We start from the raw sequence: 18,265 nt of genomic DNA on the forward strand, positions 1-18,265 counted from the left end.
GACGGTGATGTTCGACGTTACAAGAACTTCACGTCGAGCAAGCGCCGTTGCCTCTGCGCGGAAACAAACAGCGATCCCTTCTACTATCGGATCTTGATGACGACCTTACCCTTTGCACGTCCTGTTTCGACGTAAGCCAATGCCTCCTGCGTTGATTCGAACGGGAAAATCCGATCAATCACAGGCCTTATCGCAGCGACGTCGACGAGCTTGGCGATCTGGGCTAGCTGGCCTCCATCGGCACGCATAAAGAGGAATGAATAGCCGACGTCACGACGTCCCGCTGCCTTTCGGATGCGATAGCTTAGAAACCGCATCGCCGTTTTCAGGAACCAGGAGGCACCCATCTGCTTAGCAAAATCAGGATCGGGCGGACCGGCGATCCCAATGAGCTTGCCACCCGGCTTGAGCACTTGCAGTGATTTTTCGAGCGTATTTCCGCCCATCGCCATACCTAGCCCAAGACACGGCTGTTCCTCGCTAGCCTCCATAACCCGGAATGCCACCGGAACATCGAACGACACAAACAGGTAGTCGCCGACACCGTAATGTTCGACGTGTCCACCGAGTTCGATGCTCTGCCGACCCTGTACCACCATCCCGAACGTCGGCGATTGCGGGCAATGGAGCGACGGTGAACAGAATGTGTACCGCCCTACCATCAGGCTATCGATAGACGTGGCGTTCCGGCCTTCGTCTTTCGCATGACGGGCGACCAGCTGGGAAATTTCATCGAAGGCATGGAATCTCATGGTGAGCAACGAAACCGATCCGGGATCTGTACCAGTCCTTCCATGGTAGCCCCAGATAGATTCGCCTGTGCGTGCGTTTGCAGGATCAGGCACAACTCTCGGGGGATTGATGCAACCGAAGCGTCGATATCTGTGGCATCGCTCGCATGCCGTCGATTCTCAAAGGTTTCACTACTGGATTTATATCGGTAGCAACGCGTAGGACGAGTACACGTTCATCCCCTGGCTGAATAAGAACGTGTATTGCCGGATTGTTAACCTTGGATCGGGCAATGCATCGCCCGGACAGTGGTCGAGGGTGTCGTTTTTCGCCGTTTTTCGCCGTTCGCCGCCGAAAAACCGGGTATCGCGGTCGGAGCCTTGGAAGAATGCATTTTCTCGTATGTCTGAATAGGCGCTTCCGCACAATACGGAAGCGACACTCGTGCGGAAAAACACTCACGGCGCCTTCCCCCCCAGTCATCTATCTTCAAAGTAGCCGGGGTCAGGTGCGGGGCAGCATTTGTTGGCGCTGATATCCGACGCTGAAAGTCCTTTCATGTATCGGTTTGCGAATATTGCTACGTCGGACGGCAAGGCGCACGCGAGCAGCGGAAGTCTATGAAGTGAATGAAAAAGCGGTTTTCCTCAGCCTGCGACCATGATTCGTTTCGCCAGACGAAAGCGTAGGCACTGATCCCGAGCGCTTCCTGATTCAGGTAACTCATATTCTGATAAGTCGGAGTCCTACTTGGGCTTCTTGCTAAAACCTTGGATTGCGCCGGACCTTTGTGCCTGGCCGCGTCTGTTGATGGTCGATCGGTTTGCCGAGCCTCGGGGCGCTGCGTGAATGCAATGACAGAACCTTTGGAGATTGGGAACGTGACGTTAATCCACTCACGTTCTTCATAGGAAAAGGAAGGATTCCGCCTTTTGTCATCGGAGCATCCGCAGATGTCCAATCCCGTGGGTTTCTGGAGCTACGCTCGTAGCGACGATGCGCACAGCGATGGGCAGTTAAGTCAGCTCCGCACCATCGTGGGTAAAGCAATTGCCTTGCAATTTGGTGCGGATATTACGATCTGGCAGGATATCCAGGCTATTCCACCGGGGGCGGATTGGGCGGCTTCAATCGAACGAACGATTAGCCACACCGTCTTCTTCATACCGATCGTCACCCCCCGCTACTTGAAAAGCCAGCATTGCCTGGCGGAGTTCCAGTCTTTCCACCGGCGCATGATCGAGTTGGGTCATGACGATCTTATCTTCCCCATTCTCTATGTCGGCGTTGATCAAGTGGGCGTCGACGAAACGGCATTCGGAGACGAACTGGAGGCGCTTCGTCGGCATCAATGGATCGATTTTCGGCCGCTGCGCCATTCCGATCCGCGCTCTCACGAGGTCTGGAAATGGGTCGACGGATTGGCGGAGAACATTCTAAGGGTGGCGGTGCCGGTGTCGAAAGCGGATCACGAGGCCGAAGAGAGCCGCCGACACGAGTTAATGCGGATAGCAGCCGAAGAGGCGCGCCAGCGTGAAGCCGCGGCAAAAGCCGCCGAAGAGGCGCGCCAGCGTGAAGCCGCGGCGAAAGCCGCCGAAGAGGCGCGCCAGCGGGAAGCCGCGGCAAAAGCCGTCGAAGAGGCGCGCCAGCGGGAAGCGACAGCAAAAATGGCTGAGGCGGCGCGACAGCATGCTGCGGCGACGACACCGACGGAACCGCACAGTCTGCCGGATTTGAACGCTCAGTACGCGGGAGCGTCCGTGCCCGCCGTGCAGCCGGACCCCAACGCGGCACCGGTTTCGGTGAAGCAGACGACTGACGGAGTTGCCCGGAAGCGGCGGATTGGCCTGCTGGCAACCTCGGTGGGTGGACTGGCTGCCGTAGCCGGAACTCTGACAATGGTGTTCATGCGCCACGAGGCCCCGCAACCGCCGACCATTATTCCCGCGTCCACGCCCGTAGTCAGTCCTCCAGCGCCGCCAGCGGCCTCGGACGTCGGCGGCGTGTCTTCGGTACAGCACGTGCCGGATCTCCAAGGCAGCGTCGACCAGGTTCTTGATTCCGCATCCCTCATCGTCTCGGGAAAGATCGTCAATCTGTATGGAATCCGGGGAGCGGACGGTCGCCCTGCTCGGTCGATGCAACGCTACCTCGAGAGCGAGGGAAATCTGGTTCAGTGTTTTGCACGCGATGACGGGTACCAGTGCCGTGCAAATGGCCAGGACATCGCCACGCACGCCGTTCGTATGGGCTGGGTACGCACCCGGCAAGGAGCGCCGCCCCAGTACGAGGCGGCCGAACTGGAAGCGAGGAACGCGCGGGTCGGCATTTGGGCGAAGTAGCCGTGCCACCCTAACCGGCTGTTGACGGAGAAATGCAATGAATAGATGTTTGTCGGCCTTGGTTTGCGCCAGCGTGGCCGGAGCGATCACGACCGGGTGCGCACAGAACGGATCGAGCGGCATGAACAAGACGACATCCGGCACGCTGCTCGGTGCCGGCACTGGCGCGGCGCTCGGCGGCCTCTTCAGCCACGGCAGCGCCGGCGCGATCGTCGCGGGCGCTCTGGTCGGCGGTGTCCTCGGTGGTCTGATCGGCCATCAGATGGATGAGCGCGATCGTGAGGCGCGCGATCGTGCCGTTCAAGAAGCGCTGCAAAACTCGAAAAACCATCAGACCAGTCATTGGCATAACGCGAAGACCGGAAACTCCGGCAGCATCAAGCCGCTAAGTGGCTACACGGCGTCACCGAGTGCGCAAACCTGCCGGGGATTTACCGAAACATATGTGAGGGAAGGAAAGACATATGAGCAGAATGCGCATGCGTGCCGCAACTCGAAAGGCGAGTGGCAACTGGCGGACCAATGATCTCGCTGAAGCGGGTCAGGCTATGCGTTGCCGTCGCGCGTCCTTGCTCAGCATGATCGTTGCCGCAGGTTTGCTGGCGGGGAAGGCCGCTGGTGGATCACGCGACGATATCGGCCGTTTCGGAATTCCGTTTCCCGGACAGGAAGCAGAAGCCTCGAGCGCGAAGGTAAGCCAAATACGCGGCAAGGCCGGTACGGAAAGTAGAGTGGGTCTTTTTCGCAGCGGCACGGCATTTTTTGTTACGCAAGCGGGTGAAATGCTCACAAGCGGTCACGTCGTGCGAGGCTGCGAGCGTATTGAAATCTGGCCAAACGACGCTTCGAGCCTCCCCGCCACGCTGGTATCAATCGACGACCAGTTGGATGTGGCGCTGCTGGCAACCCATCATAAAGTCAGTCGAGTCGCCGTTTTCGCTGGCGAGCCTGTTCGCAAGAACGGCTCCGTGTTCACAATCGGATTCGGTCTCACTCCGTCGTCGCCGCTCGTGCCGGTCATCACGCGGGGACGCGCGGCCGGCACGGCACGCGCAAACGGCCATCTTCTTTTGGTAGTGCGGGCGGCGCTACACGAAGGCAACAGCGGTGGGCCGGTCATTGATGAACGCGGACTTTTGGTCGGCATGGTCGTCGGACGCTATGTGGACAGGCTCGACTTGGGCGTCGTGGTTCGTGCCAGCGAGCTTGCGAAGTTTCTCGGGACGACGCGCGTCATGTCGCGGAATTCAACGGATGGCGCCGCCAAAGAAGATCCAGGAAAGAATCTGCGCGGGATTTCCATACTTGTTCAATGCATTCAATAGCGGCTGTGACGACGCGTAGCCAAGACTGTTTCGCGACGCGTTTTTACTGTGAACCCACACTTGTGTCCATCTGTTCGACTGTCACCCATGGATACCGACACGCAATCAAGCTTTCCACTGCTACGGCCGTCGATCACATTGTTTGTCGCCGGACATCGCCGTGAGCGGCTAATGCAACACGCCGCGGTCGAGAACGGTGCCGCTCCTGCGTTCCGGACCCTGCATGCCGTGCTCGACAGATTTGCGGATATCTGCAAATCATCTGATGAATCCGAATATTTCGAGGATGTCGCTTCACTTTTTCCGAAGGAGCTTTATAGTCCTGGGCCGCCGATGATACGCCTCATGACAGGCCAGGCGGACGGTGTCGACGAATACGCCATCGAAGTCGCCCACGATCTCGGCCTGACAGTCGATCTGGTGGCGCCCGGCACCCTGCGAGCGGATTACGACGCGGTCTCGGCGCGCTCGGTCGGCTTCGGTTGTCCGCTGGAGCGGCTGCGTACGGACGATGCGCCTTTCGCGATGCGTGACGAACTAGCGTTCAGCTATGCGGACATGCTGGTCGCGGTTTGGGACGGGGGCCCGGCGCACGGCACTGCCGGCGGCGTCGTGCGCCTGATACAACGGGCGGTGCTGGCGGGGCTGCCGGTACTGTGGATCGACCTGGAGGGCAAGCTCTGGACCATCGAGGCGGATCGCGTCACCGAGGAATGTCTGTATCGGCTGCGTCGGCGAGAACTGGATGAAGGGCTGCTGGGATCCCTGTTCAAGCATCGCGATCTGGCGAAAGGCGTGCTGATCGACCCACTGCGGCGCCGGCTTAATCCGCTCGACGGCAATCTGGTCGTGCCAAGCGGGGAAACGGAAATGCTGGCTCGCTATGCCTCGGAGTGCCGCGGCTGGAGGATGTTCGAACGCCGCGCAGGCTCGTTCCATGAATTGATGGCGGCAATTTTTCGCCTGGATGTGCATGAATCGTTATGCAGTGTCTGGAAATGGATTTGCGGGGAATGCGCGACCCAAAAGCAGGAGGACCCGGTTGACGGCCCGGCACCGAATACGGCCGAGGATAGTCGCTTGGCCACACCTGATGGCCTCCAGGCGCGTTTCGAATGGAGCGATGCCCGGGCCAACGTCGCCGGCGGCAGACACCGCAGCAGCATCTGGAACTTGTATATGCTCTCATCGGCCGCAGTATTTGCGTCCGTGATGGGAATAGTGAATTCTGGAATTACCTGGCCATTAGTCGAAATTGTGTTCATCGCTTCTATTATTGGGACTTTTTGCGTTGCCCGGAGGAGGGATTGGCACCGTATATGGCTCGGTCATCGGTTCGTTGCGGAACAAATTCGTTATCTCCAGATCCTGCGGCCGTTCCTCGCGATACCCGCTCCGTTTCAAGCGCCGCTATTCGTGCACTCGGATTCGAGACGCGCGGGACACCGATTGCGCAGTGCCGAGCGATGGATCTTGCAGCGCGCGCTAAGCGCTGACGGATTGCCGTCGGAATACAAGGGTTACGACCTCGCTTCGGCGGACCGGGGCGAACTGGTTTCCAAGCTTCGTCAAGAGGTCAATCTCCAGGCCAGGTTTCACAAACGGGCGCACAAATACGCGAAGAGACTGCGCGAGGTAGCGGAGGATTGGGTCGCTGGTGGTCTATTCTGGTTGGTGCTAGGGTGCACGATCGTGCACGTCATTCTGCGCTGCTCTCACGTGGAGGTTCCGCTGTGGGTTGAACCCTGTCTCCAGGTGTTCAGCGCTTCAGCACCGGCGCTGGCAGCCGCCCTGCACGGCGTGATGACGAAGCTCGAAATAGGGCGTATTGCAGCGCAATCGCACAAGGTGCGTTCGCGCCTCCTTGTGCTGGATTCGGTAGTGTCGAACGACAATGAGCGTCATAGTTTGCCCGACTGGATCTCAATGGCTCGCTTGCGCGCCGACGCGATGGAGGTGGCATCATTGCTGTCGGAAGAGAACGAGCAGTGGCGGGATCTGATCCGCTACCAGGAAACAGAGATTCCAGCATGACCGATACCACATCGATGCCGGATCTGACACGCGACCCGGATGCCTGGCGAGTGATGAAGCGACCTGTGCTCGTTGCCGTGCAGTTCGCTGACGAGGACGGAACCTGTGCGACGTTGGAAGGGCCGGTGCGCTATCGCGCGGGTGACGCCCTGGCTACCGGAACCTTGGGCGAGCAGTGGCCGATCAGCAGAGACCGATTCGATCAAACCTACGAGCTAGTGGGCGACGGAATGTACCGGAAACGACCTGTCGTGGTCCATGCGCTTCGTCTGAAGGCGGCGATGAGCGTGCGGGTCGGCGGCGAAGGTGACGTGCTTGAAGGTCGTCCGGGTGACTGGCTGGTGCAATATGGCTACGGCGACTACGGGCTCGTTGATGGCGATGTGTTCGCATGGGCATACGAAAGGGTTAGCGAGTCGGAGGCAAGCGATACTCCGTAGAGCCGTTTCGGCGACGCGGCCCGCTGGCCCCCGGTGCGCTGGCGCGGGGCTGAGGTTAGAGCGGTAACCAGGCTGTGGCGGCCCTTATCAACATTGGCGAAAGCGGAAACCCCCTATTGTCCAATCGCAACCACTCGTCAGTATCATTCTTTCCTTGTCTTCGGTTGTTCGGGTTGCGGGTCACGTCCGCGTTGCGTCGGTGCCCTCGTACACGCATCCGGGGGCGTCACATAGGTCACGTCGTCGCAGCAGCACGCATAGACCGGAAACCCGTACGCATTCGTGCGGATGATTTTCGTTGGCCCGTGCAGCGGGCACACTGCGTTCATGGCGCCTCCTTAAACTCATGATCGACCGGCTACGGCCTCGCAGACGCGGCTCGTCAGTGCGGGATGGCCAAACACCGGTTCAACTCGTCGATTACGCCCGGCGAGGTAACCCTTGCCGGTCCGGCGCGCGAGGAGGGCGCCGGAAAACTATCCACAGCAATATTCTACGACTCTCTCCACGTCGTGGATGCACGATGGATGGTTGGCGCGAATGGCGTCCGTATTGGTATGGCGAAATACAGTCGGACGGACAACGAGATAAACCCCGCACTTGTCGTCGCGCGCATCAACCGGGCTTGAGAAGCCAACCGGACGTATCCGCCAGAAGAAGATCGCTGTTCGGTTAATAATCGTGACAGTTGTAGGCGCATTTTTGATCCCCACATTTCAACGATACCTCAGTGGTTACCATGCTAAATGCATTGGGTTTTGCGTGTTAAACATCCTTATTTGCCAATAGATTTTAACCGGCAGACATCATTCAGCATAAAATCGCAGCGCATTAGTAAAACTACCGATGTTGTAGTCAAACTACATTCATACATTAATCGGCACGGAGCGTCGCTACAGTCAATCCGGCTGGTCCGATTCCCCTCCTGGCAGGCACACGTATTAGCAGTCACCCTGCATCGCCCGCCTTTGCGTCCGCTGTGGATCCATCGGACGCGCTTCGCTTTCGCACCTCCCTAAAAACAGAATTTCGGAGAGACAGACATGCAGATGAAACTATGGCCGGTCGTCGCGTTAGCGGCGGCCGTGTGCGTTGCTGCCCGTGCGGACGTACCCGATTTTCCACTCGATTTCGCACCCACTTCAGCTGCCGTGAACGCGTTTGGATCGGCGGTTGCGCATCGGCGTGCCGACTCCCTCGTCAGCAGGATGACGCTTGACGAGAAGCTCCAGTTCATTCATTCGGAATACGCAATGTCCAGCGTGCCGGGAGGCGGTGCGGGCTACATTCAAGGCGTGCCACGCCTCGGCATTCCTGATCTGAACATGGTCGACTCCGCGACGGGCTCCGGCAGCACGTCGCAGGCAAGCACGACCTTCCCGGCAACGATCGCGCTTGCGGCAAGCTGGGATCGCCGCCTGTCATCCGATTTCGGCAAACAGGTCGCGATACAACTGCGTGCGCAGGGCTTCGGAATGGGACTTGGCGGCGGGACCAATCTCGCGCGCGAGCCGCGCGGCGGCCGGCTGTTCGAGTATCTTGGCGAAGATCCGGTGCTCGCCGGGGAGATGCTTGCCGAGCGTGCTGACGGCACGCAGCGTCAGAAGGTTATCGCAACGATCAAGCACTATGCCGGAAACGAGCAGGAACACAACCGGATGGGCGGCAACAGCCAGATCGACGAGCGCACGCTGCGCGAGCTCTATCTGTTGCCGTTTGAAATCGCCGCAAAGCGCGCACAGCCGGGTAGCGTGATGTGCAGCTACAACCGGCTCAACGGCGACTATGCGTGCGAGAACGCGCATCTGCTCAACGACGTCCTGAAGAACGAATGGCGCTTTGAAGGACAGGTCCAGTCGGACTGGGGCGCGACGCACAGCACGGCGAACGCGATCAACGCCGGCCTCGACGAGGAAGAGGACGTCGGCTCGACCGTCTATCTGACGCCGGAGGCGGTTCGGCAGGCGATCGCGAGCGGCTCGGTTTCGACCGCGCGCCTCGATGACATGGTGCGACGCAAGCTGTACGTGATGATCCGTACCGGCGTGATGGACGATCCACCGAAGGGCGGCACCGCCATCGACTTCGCCGGCGCGAACGCATTCGCGCAGGCGGTCGCCGAGCAGTCGATCGTGCTGCTCAAGAACGACGGCAATCAGTTGCCGCTCTCCGCCGCCTCGCTTGCGCGGATTGCGGTGATAGGTGGACACGCAGATGCGGCTGTGCTGACGGGCGGCGGATCAGGCAATACGCGTGATCCGGTGTCGGGCTCGTTCGCAGGTTGCGGCGGCTTGACGTTCGGCACGTCGACGGGCTGCAGCTGGTGGAGCAATCCGTGGCTGAAGCTGAACGCGCCTATCGTTGCAGCGATCCGCGCGCTCGCGCCGTCGGCGCAGGTGAGCTTTGCCGGCAACAGCGATCAGCAAACGCCATTTCGCACCTACACTCAACAGGAAATCGACCAGGCGGCGGCGCTCGCGGGCCGCTCGGATGTCGCGGTTGTCGTCGTCGCGCAGCCCGCCGGTGAAGACTTCGGCGACTTGCAAAGCCTGAGCCTCGCGAATCCGTCGAACCAGGACGCGCTCGTCGACGCGGTAGCGCGCGCCAATCCTCGCACGATCGTCGTCGTTGAAAGCGGCAACCCGGTGCTCATGCCGTGGAAGGATCGCGTGGCGGCGATCGTGGAAGCCTGGTATCCGGGCGAAGGCGGCGGCAATGCGATCGCGAACGTCCTGTTCGGCAAGGTCAATCCTTCCGGCAAGCTGCCCGTTACCTTCCCGATGCGAGATCAGGACTCGCCGACGTGGGGGCTAAGCGGCGTCTTCGAGCAGGATCCCGTCTACGCGGAGAAGCTGAATATGGGCTACCGCTGGTATGACGCGAAAAACATCACGCCGATGTTCGAGTTCGGATACGGGCTGTCGTACACGCATTTCTCGTACTCGGCACTCTCTGTCGTCCATCGATCCGACGGCGCACTCGACGTGTCGTTTACCGTGCGCAACGACGGTGGCGTGGCGGGTGCAGAAGTTCCGCAGGTGTACCTTGGAGTGCCTTACCGGGACGAGCCTCCGCGACGTCTCGTCGGATGGGAAAAGATCGGCATGAACCCCGGCGAAGCACGCCGCGTGCGTATCACGGTCACGCCGCGCATGCAGAGCGTATGGGACACATCACGCAAAGGCTGGCGGTACGTGCCTGGCGGGACGGTGTACGTAGGGGCGTCGTCGCGTGATATTCGGCTGCAAGGGAGCTAGACCTCGTACTCTCGTCACGCACCCGGGGGCGGGATGTACCGCGCCCGGGGGACAGCAGCGACTGCGGCACTCATTGCTCACGTGCGGGGTTTGTTGGAACGGCCGCTATGCGCCGCTCAAGGCGTTGACATGGGTCGACCCAGCATTCTCTTTGCGAGCGGTATGGATTTTGATTTTCGTCCCGCGAACTTACAAAAGCCCTGTTCCTGGGGACTCCGTGGCAAGTTGCTCGCGCGTGCCGCTCTCCGCAAGGTCGACTAGCGCTCGACGCCCGTCCGTGCGTGCGGCGTCCTCAATCGGGAAGGTTTTCCCACTGAAAGCAATGAGCTTGAATCCACTCCCCCTTGCACGCGGAACAGTGATGCCCCAATGCCAGCCTCCGGCTTGCTCGAAGACATGCAATACAGCGGCAGTTGGAGTGTAAGTCTGAGAAGTCGTCATGGCGCATTCTCCCGTCATATTGCGACTGCGGGCGCACGATTGCGGACGCTCTATCTTCAGTCTACAGATGTTTTGCTGCATCGCAATATATTGACCGTGGTAAAAATGTCAAATCTTGAAGCGTCACAATTTTGAAAAGATGGGTCTTACGTGGAGATGTGCGAACATGAATTGACGAGCTTTTGATCTGACATGATTTACGGGGGCTCCATGGCTAGCCATTCGCTCACCTGGGCAGCGGTGCCGCACAATAGTGACGGCGTCGTCTTCCAGTTTCGTATCGTCCACGGATTTCAGCGTTTCCACGTATCGCGCCGCGTGCTCGAGCATGTGTTCGACCTCGAACCAGCCGCTTCGGACGCGAGACAACTCGAACACTTCTATTTGTATCTGGATCGCATTCTGGCTCGAGCCAGCACGAAGCGTTCGATCGCCAGTTCGGACACGGTTCAACTTCTGACAACCGATTTCACTTCAACGAGAAACGAGCAACGCAGCTCAAGTCGGCATGGAGTGGCACGAAGTGCGGCCTAAGCGACGGTATTGAAGAGAGGTATCGGTCGTATTTTTATGGCGTCCATGCACCGCGTGGGGGGGCGACCCGAACGATTGCCGCCTCGGCTTTAGTGGCCTGCGGCCGCCTGCTCCTCACGCGCATACTGCGTAGGCGGCCGGCCGACGTGCCGCGTGAAGGCGACGCTGAAGGTGCTGGCGGAGCTGTAGCCGACGCGCTGCGCAATCTCGGCGACGCGGCCTTCGTTGCGGCGCAGGAGATCCTTCGCGAGTGCCATGCGCCAGGTGAGCAGATACTCCATCGGCGCGACGCCGACCGCGCGGCTGAAGCGCTCGAAAAAGGTCGAGCGCGAGAGCGCAGCTTCCTTCGCGAGCTCAGCAACCGTCCCCGCGTGTGTCGGGTGTTCGTGCATCCCGCGGATCGCGACCGCAAGGCGGCAATCGGAGAGCCCACGCACCAGGCCCGGCGACGCGTTCGTTCCTGCCGTGGACCGCAGCGCCTCGATGAGCAGCACTTCCAGCAGTCGTGACAGCACAACTTCGCGCGCGGGCCGCTGCTCGCGTGATTCCTCTCGCACAAGCTCCACGAGCGTGGCCAAACGCTGTTCGCCGCGAACATGCACGAGTTGCGGCAACAGCGAGACCAGCAAGGTCGCATCCGGTGAGCCGAAGCTGCAGTGGCCCGCCATCATGCGCGAGTCGATCGGTCTGTCTGGAGCGCCGATTCTGAATTCACCGTTGCCCAGCGCGATGGGCGCCGCCGTCAGTCCGGGGTTTTCCGAGCGAATCGCAAACGGATTCTTTCGCGATTATTCAGCGCGATGAATCCTTAGACAAATAACGTCACGAACCAAGAAATCTTTAGTAATTTTTTGAAAACCTGGTGACCGTTGAGCGATTGCCCACGGACTAATGTGTCGGCGCGAAAGGTGACAAATTGAAGGGCACTCATCAACTCCTGCCATGGCGCATCGCGTGACGGATTCGGGACAGGGCCGTTGATGTCGGCTGCGCCCAGGTTCGGTCATTCGACGTTGGCTCCCAGATTGCTGACAATCGCCGATGGACCAGACTCAAACTCTGCGCTAGCGTGCCGTTACCCGGTTTATAGGCGCGGCCGACAAGGGCGATCATTCAAGGTGCTCGCCAGGTTGCCCAGCGCACAAACGATGTCGCGAGTTGTCGGTGATCATTCGAACGACATCGACTTGTGCGCCGAGATCTTCTAGGTAAGGGAGTGAGGGAGATATTGGAGGCTCGTGTTCATTCGTTGCCGCATGTCACATGCGAGACGGCATCTAGTCAAAATCGAACCACGTACAGGAGCGCGGATGGAAAACGAACTTGTAGTCCCGTGCTGGACGCGAGGTCGAATGTGGCCGACGCTCGTCTATTTCATTGCTGTCTCGGCGAGCAGTTTGAGGCTGTATAAGGGCAGCCATGCAGCCGGTCCTTGGATAGTGGCAGTGTATTCAATCTTGATCGCCGTGCCGGTTTGCCGAGTGCTGTTCAAAAAGAGATTTGTCTTCACGGGCCAGCCGAAATCTATTCAGTGCGAGTCGCGTTTCGCTGGAATACTGGTAAACGCCAGAGCGCTGGATCCAGCCGTATTTAAATGGGTTCGCTCGCGCACGGGCTCGTTCGAACCGAGGGACGCCATCATTGAAATCGGAATGGAGCACGCCTTTGACGCCGTAGCCGTGCAAACCATCAAATATGCGATGAGCGAGACGCCTGAGGTGGTAAAAACGCGCACCGAAATTGCCGACATTCTCGCAATCGACGATCGCGGACACGAGCGGTTGCCTCCTCAGAAGACCATTCCCTAGGAATGTCATCGAAGATGAAAAATGAAGACCGGGATTCCTCGAATATTTTTAGCATACTACTCAAGCGAATGAGCATGGCGACCATTCTGTTAGCAGGATGGGTTTTCGTGGGCGCACCGGCTTACGCCAACGGTCGAAACGCTGCACTTGCGAACGATTTCAAGTTCTTCTGCATGCGGGGAACACCGAGTTACGAGAGCCTCGATGCATATGCCTCCGCGCTTAAGCTACCAATCAAAAAGGATCTTTCCCGTGACATGGGACATCGGGATCGACTCCGGTCGCGATCCTGGACGGTCGGCTCCGACACTGGACCGTACGAGCTTGCCGCCGCGGAGGCGACTCAAGGCGATGTCAAAGTGGAAACCTGCGGAATCGGCAGTGCCGACGGCAACGGCAACGAGATCCGTGCCGACCTCACCGCGCACTCCAATTTCGGATCCTCACAGGACAGCGTTTCGCCGGATGGGCAGATTAAAACAGTAGTCTGGACTCTCTCGTCAGGGGAAAGGATAGTCTTGACGCACGCGATTACCGGCCCCGGCTTTTATCTGAGTCACGTAGAAAAAAGCCTCCGTTCCAAGTAAGGCTGATTGTCTACAACCGACTTGAATGACCGCTTCGACGTGGGATGACCGTCTCTTTCGGGTCCGACTACGGCCGGTCGCGACCTCGCGGCCGGCTCACCCGGCCTGAAGTTTCGGCTTACCATGGTTGGCACGGGACCCGCACGGACGCCCGTCGACTCCACAGCGCGGATCGCGCGTCGTGACGATCGAGCGGGAAACAAGGAGGGTGCACGATGCGCGCACGAAGTGTGAACCAGGGGCGGCGCGATTTTCTTCGCAGGTCGGGTGCGGTGCCGTCCACGTTGCTGCTGTTGGCGCTCGGAAAAACCGACGAAGGCCGGGCCGACGCAGTTTCACCGACGCCCGCCTGCGACGACGGTCACGGACCGACGCCGCGGCAGACGGCAGGCCCTTTCTTCCTGCCGCACTCGCCGCAACGCGCATCGTTGCTCGAACCGGGGATCAATGGATCGAAGATCGTCTTGACCGGGCAGGTGCTGTCGACACGATGCAGGGCGGTGTCCGGGGCTTTGCTCGATTTCTGGCACGCTAATGACGCCGGGGAATACGACGTCGAGGGGTTCCGGCTGCGCGGTCACCAATTCGCCGACAGCGAGGGACGCTACCGCCTCGAGACCATCGTGCCGGGTCTGTATCCGGGACGCACACGACACTTCCATGTGACGGTGCAAGCGCCGAACGGGCCTACCCTCACGACCCAACTTTACTTTCCGGGCGAGCAGCGCAACGCTCGCGATTTCCTGTTTGATCGCCGGCTGCTAATGACGATCGACGACCACGGCGGGCGCAAGGCGGCCCGATTCGATTTCGTGCTCGCGTTCGCGTAGCGCAAGTCACGGATTTCGATGGCGCCCAGGATCTCATTCCGGTCAGCCGAAGACGCCCGCGTCGAGATCTCTCGTGAAGTGCTGTAGCCAATCGCTTTCGTCGCATAACGGGTATTCCTTCGTAACCTGCGTCGATAGCCTGGTTATGCAGACATAGCCCTGTAGACCGCAGTTCTCGTCACTCTTGGGATCTGTCGTGTCGACTTCCCGAAGATCGAAATCTCCTTCTGCCAAACCGTTGCGCTGCAAGGTCGCGAGAAAATCTTTGTGTTCATCTGCTTCGATCAGGCGCATGTTCGTCCCCCCGACGTGTTCAACGGAGATATCGTCAACCGATGCCAGTATGCTCTCGGCCGCCGCTTTCGGCTCGAACCGGGCCGACTCGGTCTCATCAAACGCGTCATCGTTGTATAGACTTGAGCTAGGCTGGGGCGCTCCCCAGCGTTGTGAAGGAGGCCAGGTCATGCTGACGCAGCGAACGAAGGACATCGTCAAGGCCACCGCGCCCGTTCTGGCCGAATATGGCTACCCCATCATCCAGCGCTTTTATCAGCGCCTGTTCGAGACTCATCCTGAATTGAAGAATGTGTTCAACATGGCACATCAGGAACAGGGGCAGCAACAGCAGGCGCTGGCGCGTGCCGTCTATGCGTACGCGGAAAATATCGAGGACCCCGCGAGCCTCACGGCAGTGCTGAAAAACATTGCCAACAAGCATGCGAGCCTCGGCGTGCTGCCGGAGCACTATCCGATCGTCGGCGAGCACCTGCTTGGCGCCATCAAGGACGTGCTCGGGACCGCGGCGACCGAGGATATTGTTTCCGCCTGGGCACAGGCCTACAGCAACCTGGCGGACATGCTGATGGGCATGGAAAGTGAGTTATACGAAGGCTCCGCGGAGAGGCTGGGCGGCTGGACCGGCTGGCGCACCTTCGTCGTTCGCGAGAAGCGGCCGGAAAGCACCGTCATCACATCCTTCGTTTTTGAACCGGCCGATGGCGGCCCCGTCGCCAACTTCGAACCCGGGCAATACACCAGTATCGCCGTGAACGTGCCGGCTCTGGGTTTGCAGCAAATTCGGCAGTACAGCCTCTCGGATATGCCAAACGGACGCAGCTACCGCATCTCGGTCAAGCGCGAGAGCGGCGGTTCGCACCCGCCAGGCTATGTCTCCTGCCTGTTGCACGATCACGTCAATGTCGGAGACGGGGTCAGGCTCGCCGCGCCATATGGCAGTTTCCATATCGATGTGAGCGCCGGGACGCCTATCGTGCTGATCAGCGGAGGCGTGGGGCTGACGCCGATGATCAGCATGCTCAAGAAGGCCATACAGGATCCGCAGCGGCAGGTGGTATTTGTCCACGGCGCTCGCAACGGCGCGGTGCATGCCATGCGTGACCGGCTGCGTGAGACAGCCGCAGCGCACGCCAATTTTCATCTGGTGGTGTTTTACGACGAGCCGCTGCCCCAGGATACTCAGGGCCGTGACTACGATCACGCGGGCTTCGTCGACGTCAATCTGATCAAGAGTTCGATCCTGTTGCCGGACGCCGATTACTACATCTGCGGACCGATCCCCTTTATGCGCATGCAACATGACGCGCTAAAGGAGCTCAGCATCCATGACGCCCGCATTCACTACGAAGTGTTTGGTCCGGACCTGTTCGCCGAATAAGCACGGCTGGCGTAGACCGGTTAAAACTGTCGCCGTTGCGACAGTAAATGTGTCACCGGCGACGGCCGGTTCGTGGAGCGACTCGCGAGTTTCACCGCTGTCGGCTGGCAGTTGGAACACAAGCCGGTAGTCGTCCGGTGCCGCGTGCGATGGCGACGTCTCAATGCGGGCCAGGAACAGCCCTTTGCGCGCGCCGCGTCACGGTCGCTCCAGCGTCTGCTTTGCCGTCGAAAGTGGTAATGGGGCTGCGGCAAATTCAGACGCGCTGGTCACAATGTAGGTTGTCGGCACCTCTTGCCGTCAGGGGGCTGGACTACCTAATTTACACGATTGGCAGTACTTGAGCCGATGGATATATTTCCCGTCGGTAGGCGGTGGCGGGTCTGATCGACGCCAGGAAGAGCTGTCCAACGAGAGCAGCGCTCGGACATTCAAACGTCAGCGGCGATCCGAAAGCAGCCGCCCAATCGATATCTCAAGCCTCAAACCGGGCTACCGTAGTACCAGATTGGCAATGGCATGTATTGCGGCTATCGCGTGCCGTGAGGTTAACGAACGAACCACGTAATGAAATCAATCAAAAAATTGCACGCATTGGCTCAGGTTCTTCTGGGCGGCATGCTGGCTGTTGGGTTGGTCGCTTGCGGAGGCGGCAGCAATTCGGACACGACCGCCACGCCGACGACGCCGACGACGCCCACGCCGACAACGCCGACAACGCCGACAACGCCCACCACGCCCACCACGCCCACCACGCCCACCACGCCTACCACGCCCACCACGCCTACCTACACCATCGGTGTTACCGTATCCGGCCTCACCGGCTCGGGACTGGTATTGCAGGACAATGCGGGGGACAACCTTACGATTAACGCGAGCGGCAGCTTCATCTTTGCCACCGCGCTCGCCAGCGGTGCAAGCTACGCCGTAACGGTGAAAACGCAGCCCACACTGCCAGCGCAAACTTGCAGCGTCGCTTCCGGCAGCGGCACGGCCACGGCCAACGTCACGAGCGTGGCGGTCAGTTGCGTATCGCCGGTGCCCAAGTTTGCCTATGTCGCGAACCAGACTACCAACAACGTTTCCGCCTACAGCATCGATGCCTCCACTGGCGCACTGACTCAGGTGGCGGGTTCTCCTTTCGCAACAAGCAATACGCCGACCTCCGTCACGGTCGATCCCAGCGGCAAGTTCGCCTATGTCGCGAATTACGCGAGCAGCAACGTTTTCGCCTACAGCATCAATACCTCGACCGGCGCGCTGACTCAGATGGCGGGCTCGCCTTTCCTAGCAGGTAGTTCTCCGATCTCCGTCACGGTCGATCCCAGCGGCAAGTTCGCCTATGTCGCGAATTACGCGAGCAGCAACGTTTCCGCCTACAGCATCAATACCTCGACCGGCGCGCTGACTCAGGTGGCGGGCTCGCCTTTCGCAGCAGGCAGTGGACCGACCTCCGTTACGGTCGATCCCAGCGGCAAGTTCGCCTATGTCGCGAACCAGGGTAGCAGCAACGTTTCCGCCTACAGCATCAATGCCTCGACCGGCGCGCTGACTCAGATGGCGGGCTCGCCTTTCGCAGCAGGCAGTGGACCGACCTCCGTTACAGTCGATCCCAGCGGCAAGTTCGCCTATGTCGCGAACCAGGGTAGCAGCAACGTTTCCGCCTACAGCATCAACGCCTCGACCGGCGCGCTGACTCAGATGGCGGGCTCGCCTTTCGCAGCAGGCAGTGGACCGACATCCGTTACGGTCGATCCCAGCGGCAAGTTCGCCTATGTCGCGAACCAGGGTAGCTTCAACGTTTCGGCGTACAGCATCAATGCCTCCAGTGGCGCGCTGACTCAGGTGGCGGGCTCGCCTTTCGCAGCACGTAGTTTTCCGCTCTCCGTCACGGTCGATCCCAGCGGCAAATTCGCCTATGTAGCGAATAGTGGCAACAACAACATTTCCGCCTACAGTATCAATGCCTCGACCGGCGCGCTGACTCAGATGGCGGGCTCGCCTTTCCCAGCAGGTGGTAGTCCGGTCTCCTTCACGGTCGTGGGCCAGTAGCGAAAGCCGCATAAACTGTTTGCAGCCCATGTGGCCGGTGATCTCGCAAACCGGCCGCTCGATTTTCTGCGATTGGTAGACCGCTTTGGGTGTGCGCCGTGAAAAGGTGGCGCTTTCCAGCGGGTGTAAGTCCCGCCCGGCAACCGCTCCAGCCGGAAGCAACCGGAGCAGCTATGGAGGCAACGAAATGGCTGAAGCCTTCGGTGAT

Annotated in this window: 13 protein-coding genes and 1 pseudogene; 11 read left to right on the plus strand and 3 right to left on the minus strand. The window is 59.8% G+C overall.

Annotated features, from left to right (window positions below; translation table 11 throughout):
• Positions 1-83 precede the first annotated feature (83 nt).
• Positions 84-752, minus strand: a complete 669-nt coding sequence (locus DLM46_RS40940) for a zinc-binding dehydrogenase (protein ID WP_115101503.1) — start codon at positions 750-752, stop codon at positions 84-86.
• Between the two features lie 933 nt (positions 753-1,685).
• On the opposite strand from DLM46_RS40940, the gene DLM46_RS14930 reads away from it, so the two are divergent.
• From DLM46_RS14930 to DLM46_RS14965, 6 genes are all read left to right on the plus strand, one after another.
• A complete protein-coding gene (locus tag DLM46_RS14930; RefSeq protein WP_115101504.1) occupies positions 1,686-3,074 on the plus strand; it encodes a TIR domain-containing protein in 1,389 nt (462 codons plus the stop codon).
• A 121-nt stretch (positions 3,075-3,195) separates the two neighbouring features.
• Positions 3,196-3,600 carry an RT0821/Lpp0805 family surface protein gene (locus tag DLM46_RS14935; RefSeq protein WP_165847979.1) on the plus strand — a complete coding sequence of 135 codons (405 nt, stop codon included), beginning with the start codon at positions 3,196-3,198 and terminating at the stop codon, positions 3,598-3,600.
• Entirely contained in the window at positions 3,539-4,399 is an 861-nt protein-coding gene (locus DLM46_RS14940; protein ID WP_115101506.1) for a S1 family peptidase, read from the plus strand. The genes DLM46_RS14935 and DLM46_RS14940 overlap by 62 nt, the downstream gene beginning before the upstream one ends.
• Positions 4,400-4,486: 87 nt before the next feature.
• A complete protein-coding gene (locus DLM46_RS14945) occupies positions 4,487-6,433 on the plus strand; it encodes a hypothetical protein (protein ID WP_133300342.1) in 1,947 nt (648 codons plus the stop codon).
• Positions 6,430-6,873, plus strand: coding sequence for a PGDYG domain-containing protein (locus DLM46_RS14950; protein ID WP_115101508.1), 444 nt, complete (start codon positions 6,430-6,432; stop codon positions 6,871-6,873). The genes DLM46_RS14945 and DLM46_RS14950 overlap by 4 nt, the downstream gene beginning before the upstream one ends.
• 1,043 nt (positions 6,874-7,916) lie before the next feature.
• Complete coding sequence (locus tag DLM46_RS14965; protein ID WP_115101511.1) at positions 7,917-10,130, plus strand: beta-glucosidase; 2,214 nt, start codon at positions 7,917-7,919, stop codon at positions 10,128-10,130.
• A 1,064-nt stretch (positions 10,131-11,194) separates the two neighbouring features.
• Here the strand turns inward: DLM46_RS14965 and DLM46_RS14985 are convergent.
• Positions 11,195-11,857, minus strand: a pseudogene (locus DLM46_RS14985) (AraC family transcriptional regulator); the annotation flags it as partial.
• Positions 11,858-12,415: 558 nt separating this feature from the next.
• Between DLM46_RS14985 and DLM46_RS14990 the strand changes: the two are divergent.
• From DLM46_RS14990 to DLM46_RS15005, 3 genes are all read left to right on the plus strand, one after another.
• Complete coding sequence (locus tag DLM46_RS14990) at positions 12,416-12,913, plus strand: hypothetical protein (RefSeq protein WP_115101513.1); 498 nt, start codon at positions 12,416-12,418, stop codon at positions 12,911-12,913.
• A 14-nt stretch (positions 12,914-12,927) separates the two neighbouring features.
• Entirely contained in the window at positions 12,928-13,500 is a 573-nt protein-coding gene (locus DLM46_RS14995) for a hypothetical protein (protein ID WP_133300343.1), read from the plus strand.
• Positions 13,501-13,715: 215 nt separating this feature from the next.
• A complete protein-coding gene (locus DLM46_RS15005) occupies positions 13,716-14,330 on the plus strand; it encodes a dioxygenase family protein (protein ID WP_115101515.1) in 615 nt (204 codons plus the stop codon).
• Positions 14,331-14,372: 42 nt separating this feature from the next.
• Here the strand turns inward: DLM46_RS15005 and DLM46_RS15010 are convergent, their stop codons facing one another.
• Positions 14,373-14,624, minus strand: a complete 252-nt coding sequence (locus tag DLM46_RS15010; protein WP_115101549.1) for a transcriptional regulator — start codon at positions 14,622-14,624, stop codon at positions 14,373-14,375.
• A gap of 169 nt (positions 14,625-14,793) precedes the next feature.
• Between DLM46_RS15010 and hmpA the strand changes: the two genes are divergently transcribed.
• Together hmpA and DLM46_RS15020 are read left to right on the plus strand one after the other, a co-directional pair.
• On the plus strand, positions 14,794-16,005 hold the full coding sequence (gene hmpA / locus DLM46_RS15015) for an NO-inducible flavohemoprotein (RefSeq protein WP_115101516.1): 1,212 nt from the start codon (positions 14,794-14,796) through the stop codon (positions 16,003-16,005).
• A gap of 567 nt (positions 16,006-16,572) precedes the next feature.
• Positions 16,573-18,057, plus strand: a complete 1,485-nt coding sequence (locus DLM46_RS15020; protein WP_115101517.1) for a lactonase family protein — start codon at positions 16,573-16,575, stop codon at positions 18,055-18,057.
• Positions 18,058-18,265: the final 208 nt, after the last annotated feature.

This window comes from Paraburkholderia lacunae, assembly GCF_003353175.1.
Lineage (GTDB): Bacteria > Pseudomonadota > Gammaproteobacteria > Burkholderiales > Burkholderiaceae > Paraburkholderia > Paraburkholderia lacunae.

Excerpts from the sequence above, each read along its gene's own strand:
- DLM46_RS40940 (WP_115101503.1), bottom strand. The coding sequence starts at position 752 with ATGAGATTCCATGCCTTCGATGAAATTTCCCAGCTGGTCGCCCGTCAT.
- DLM46_RS14930 (WP_115101504.1), top strand. The coding sequence starts at position 1,686 with ATGTCCAATCCCGTGGGTTTCTGGAGCTACGCTCGTAGCGACGATGCG.
- DLM46_RS14935 (WP_165847979.1), top strand. The coding sequence starts at position 3,196 with ATGAACAAGACGACATCCGGCACGCTGCTCGGTGCCGGCACTGGCGCG.
- DLM46_RS14940 (WP_115101506.1), top strand. The coding sequence starts at position 3,539 with ATGAGCAGAATGCGCATGCGTGCCGCAACTCGAAAGGCGAGTGGCAAC.
- DLM46_RS14945 (WP_133300342.1), top strand. The coding sequence starts at position 4,487 with ATGGATACCGACACGCAATCAAGCTTTCCACTGCTACGGCCGTCGATC.
- DLM46_RS14950 (WP_115101508.1), top strand. The coding sequence starts at position 6,430 with ATGACCGATACCACATCGATGCCGGATCTGACACGCGACCCGGATGCC.
- DLM46_RS14965 (WP_115101511.1), top strand. The coding sequence starts at position 7,917 with ATGCAGATGAAACTATGGCCGGTCGTCGCGTTAGCGGCGGCCGTGTGC.
- DLM46_RS14990 (WP_115101513.1), top strand. The coding sequence starts at position 12,416 with ATGGAAAACGAACTTGTAGTCCCGTGCTGGACGCGAGGTCGAATGTGG.
- DLM46_RS14995 (WP_133300343.1), top strand. The coding sequence starts at position 12,928 with ATGAAAAATGAAGACCGGGATTCCTCGAATATTTTTAGCATACTACTC.
- DLM46_RS15005 (WP_115101515.1), top strand. The coding sequence starts at position 13,716 with ATGCGCGCACGAAGTGTGAACCAGGGGCGGCGCGATTTTCTTCGCAGG.
- DLM46_RS15010 (WP_115101549.1), bottom strand. The coding sequence starts at position 14,624 with ATGCGCCTGATCGAAGCAGATGAACACAAAGATTTTCTCGCGACCTTG.
- hmpA (WP_115101516.1), top strand. The coding sequence starts at position 14,794 with ATGCTGACGCAGCGAACGAAGGACATCGTCAAGGCCACCGCGCCCGTT.
- DLM46_RS15020 (WP_115101517.1), top strand. The coding sequence starts at position 16,573 with ATGAAATCAATCAAAAAATTGCACGCATTGGCTCAGGTTCTTCTGGGC.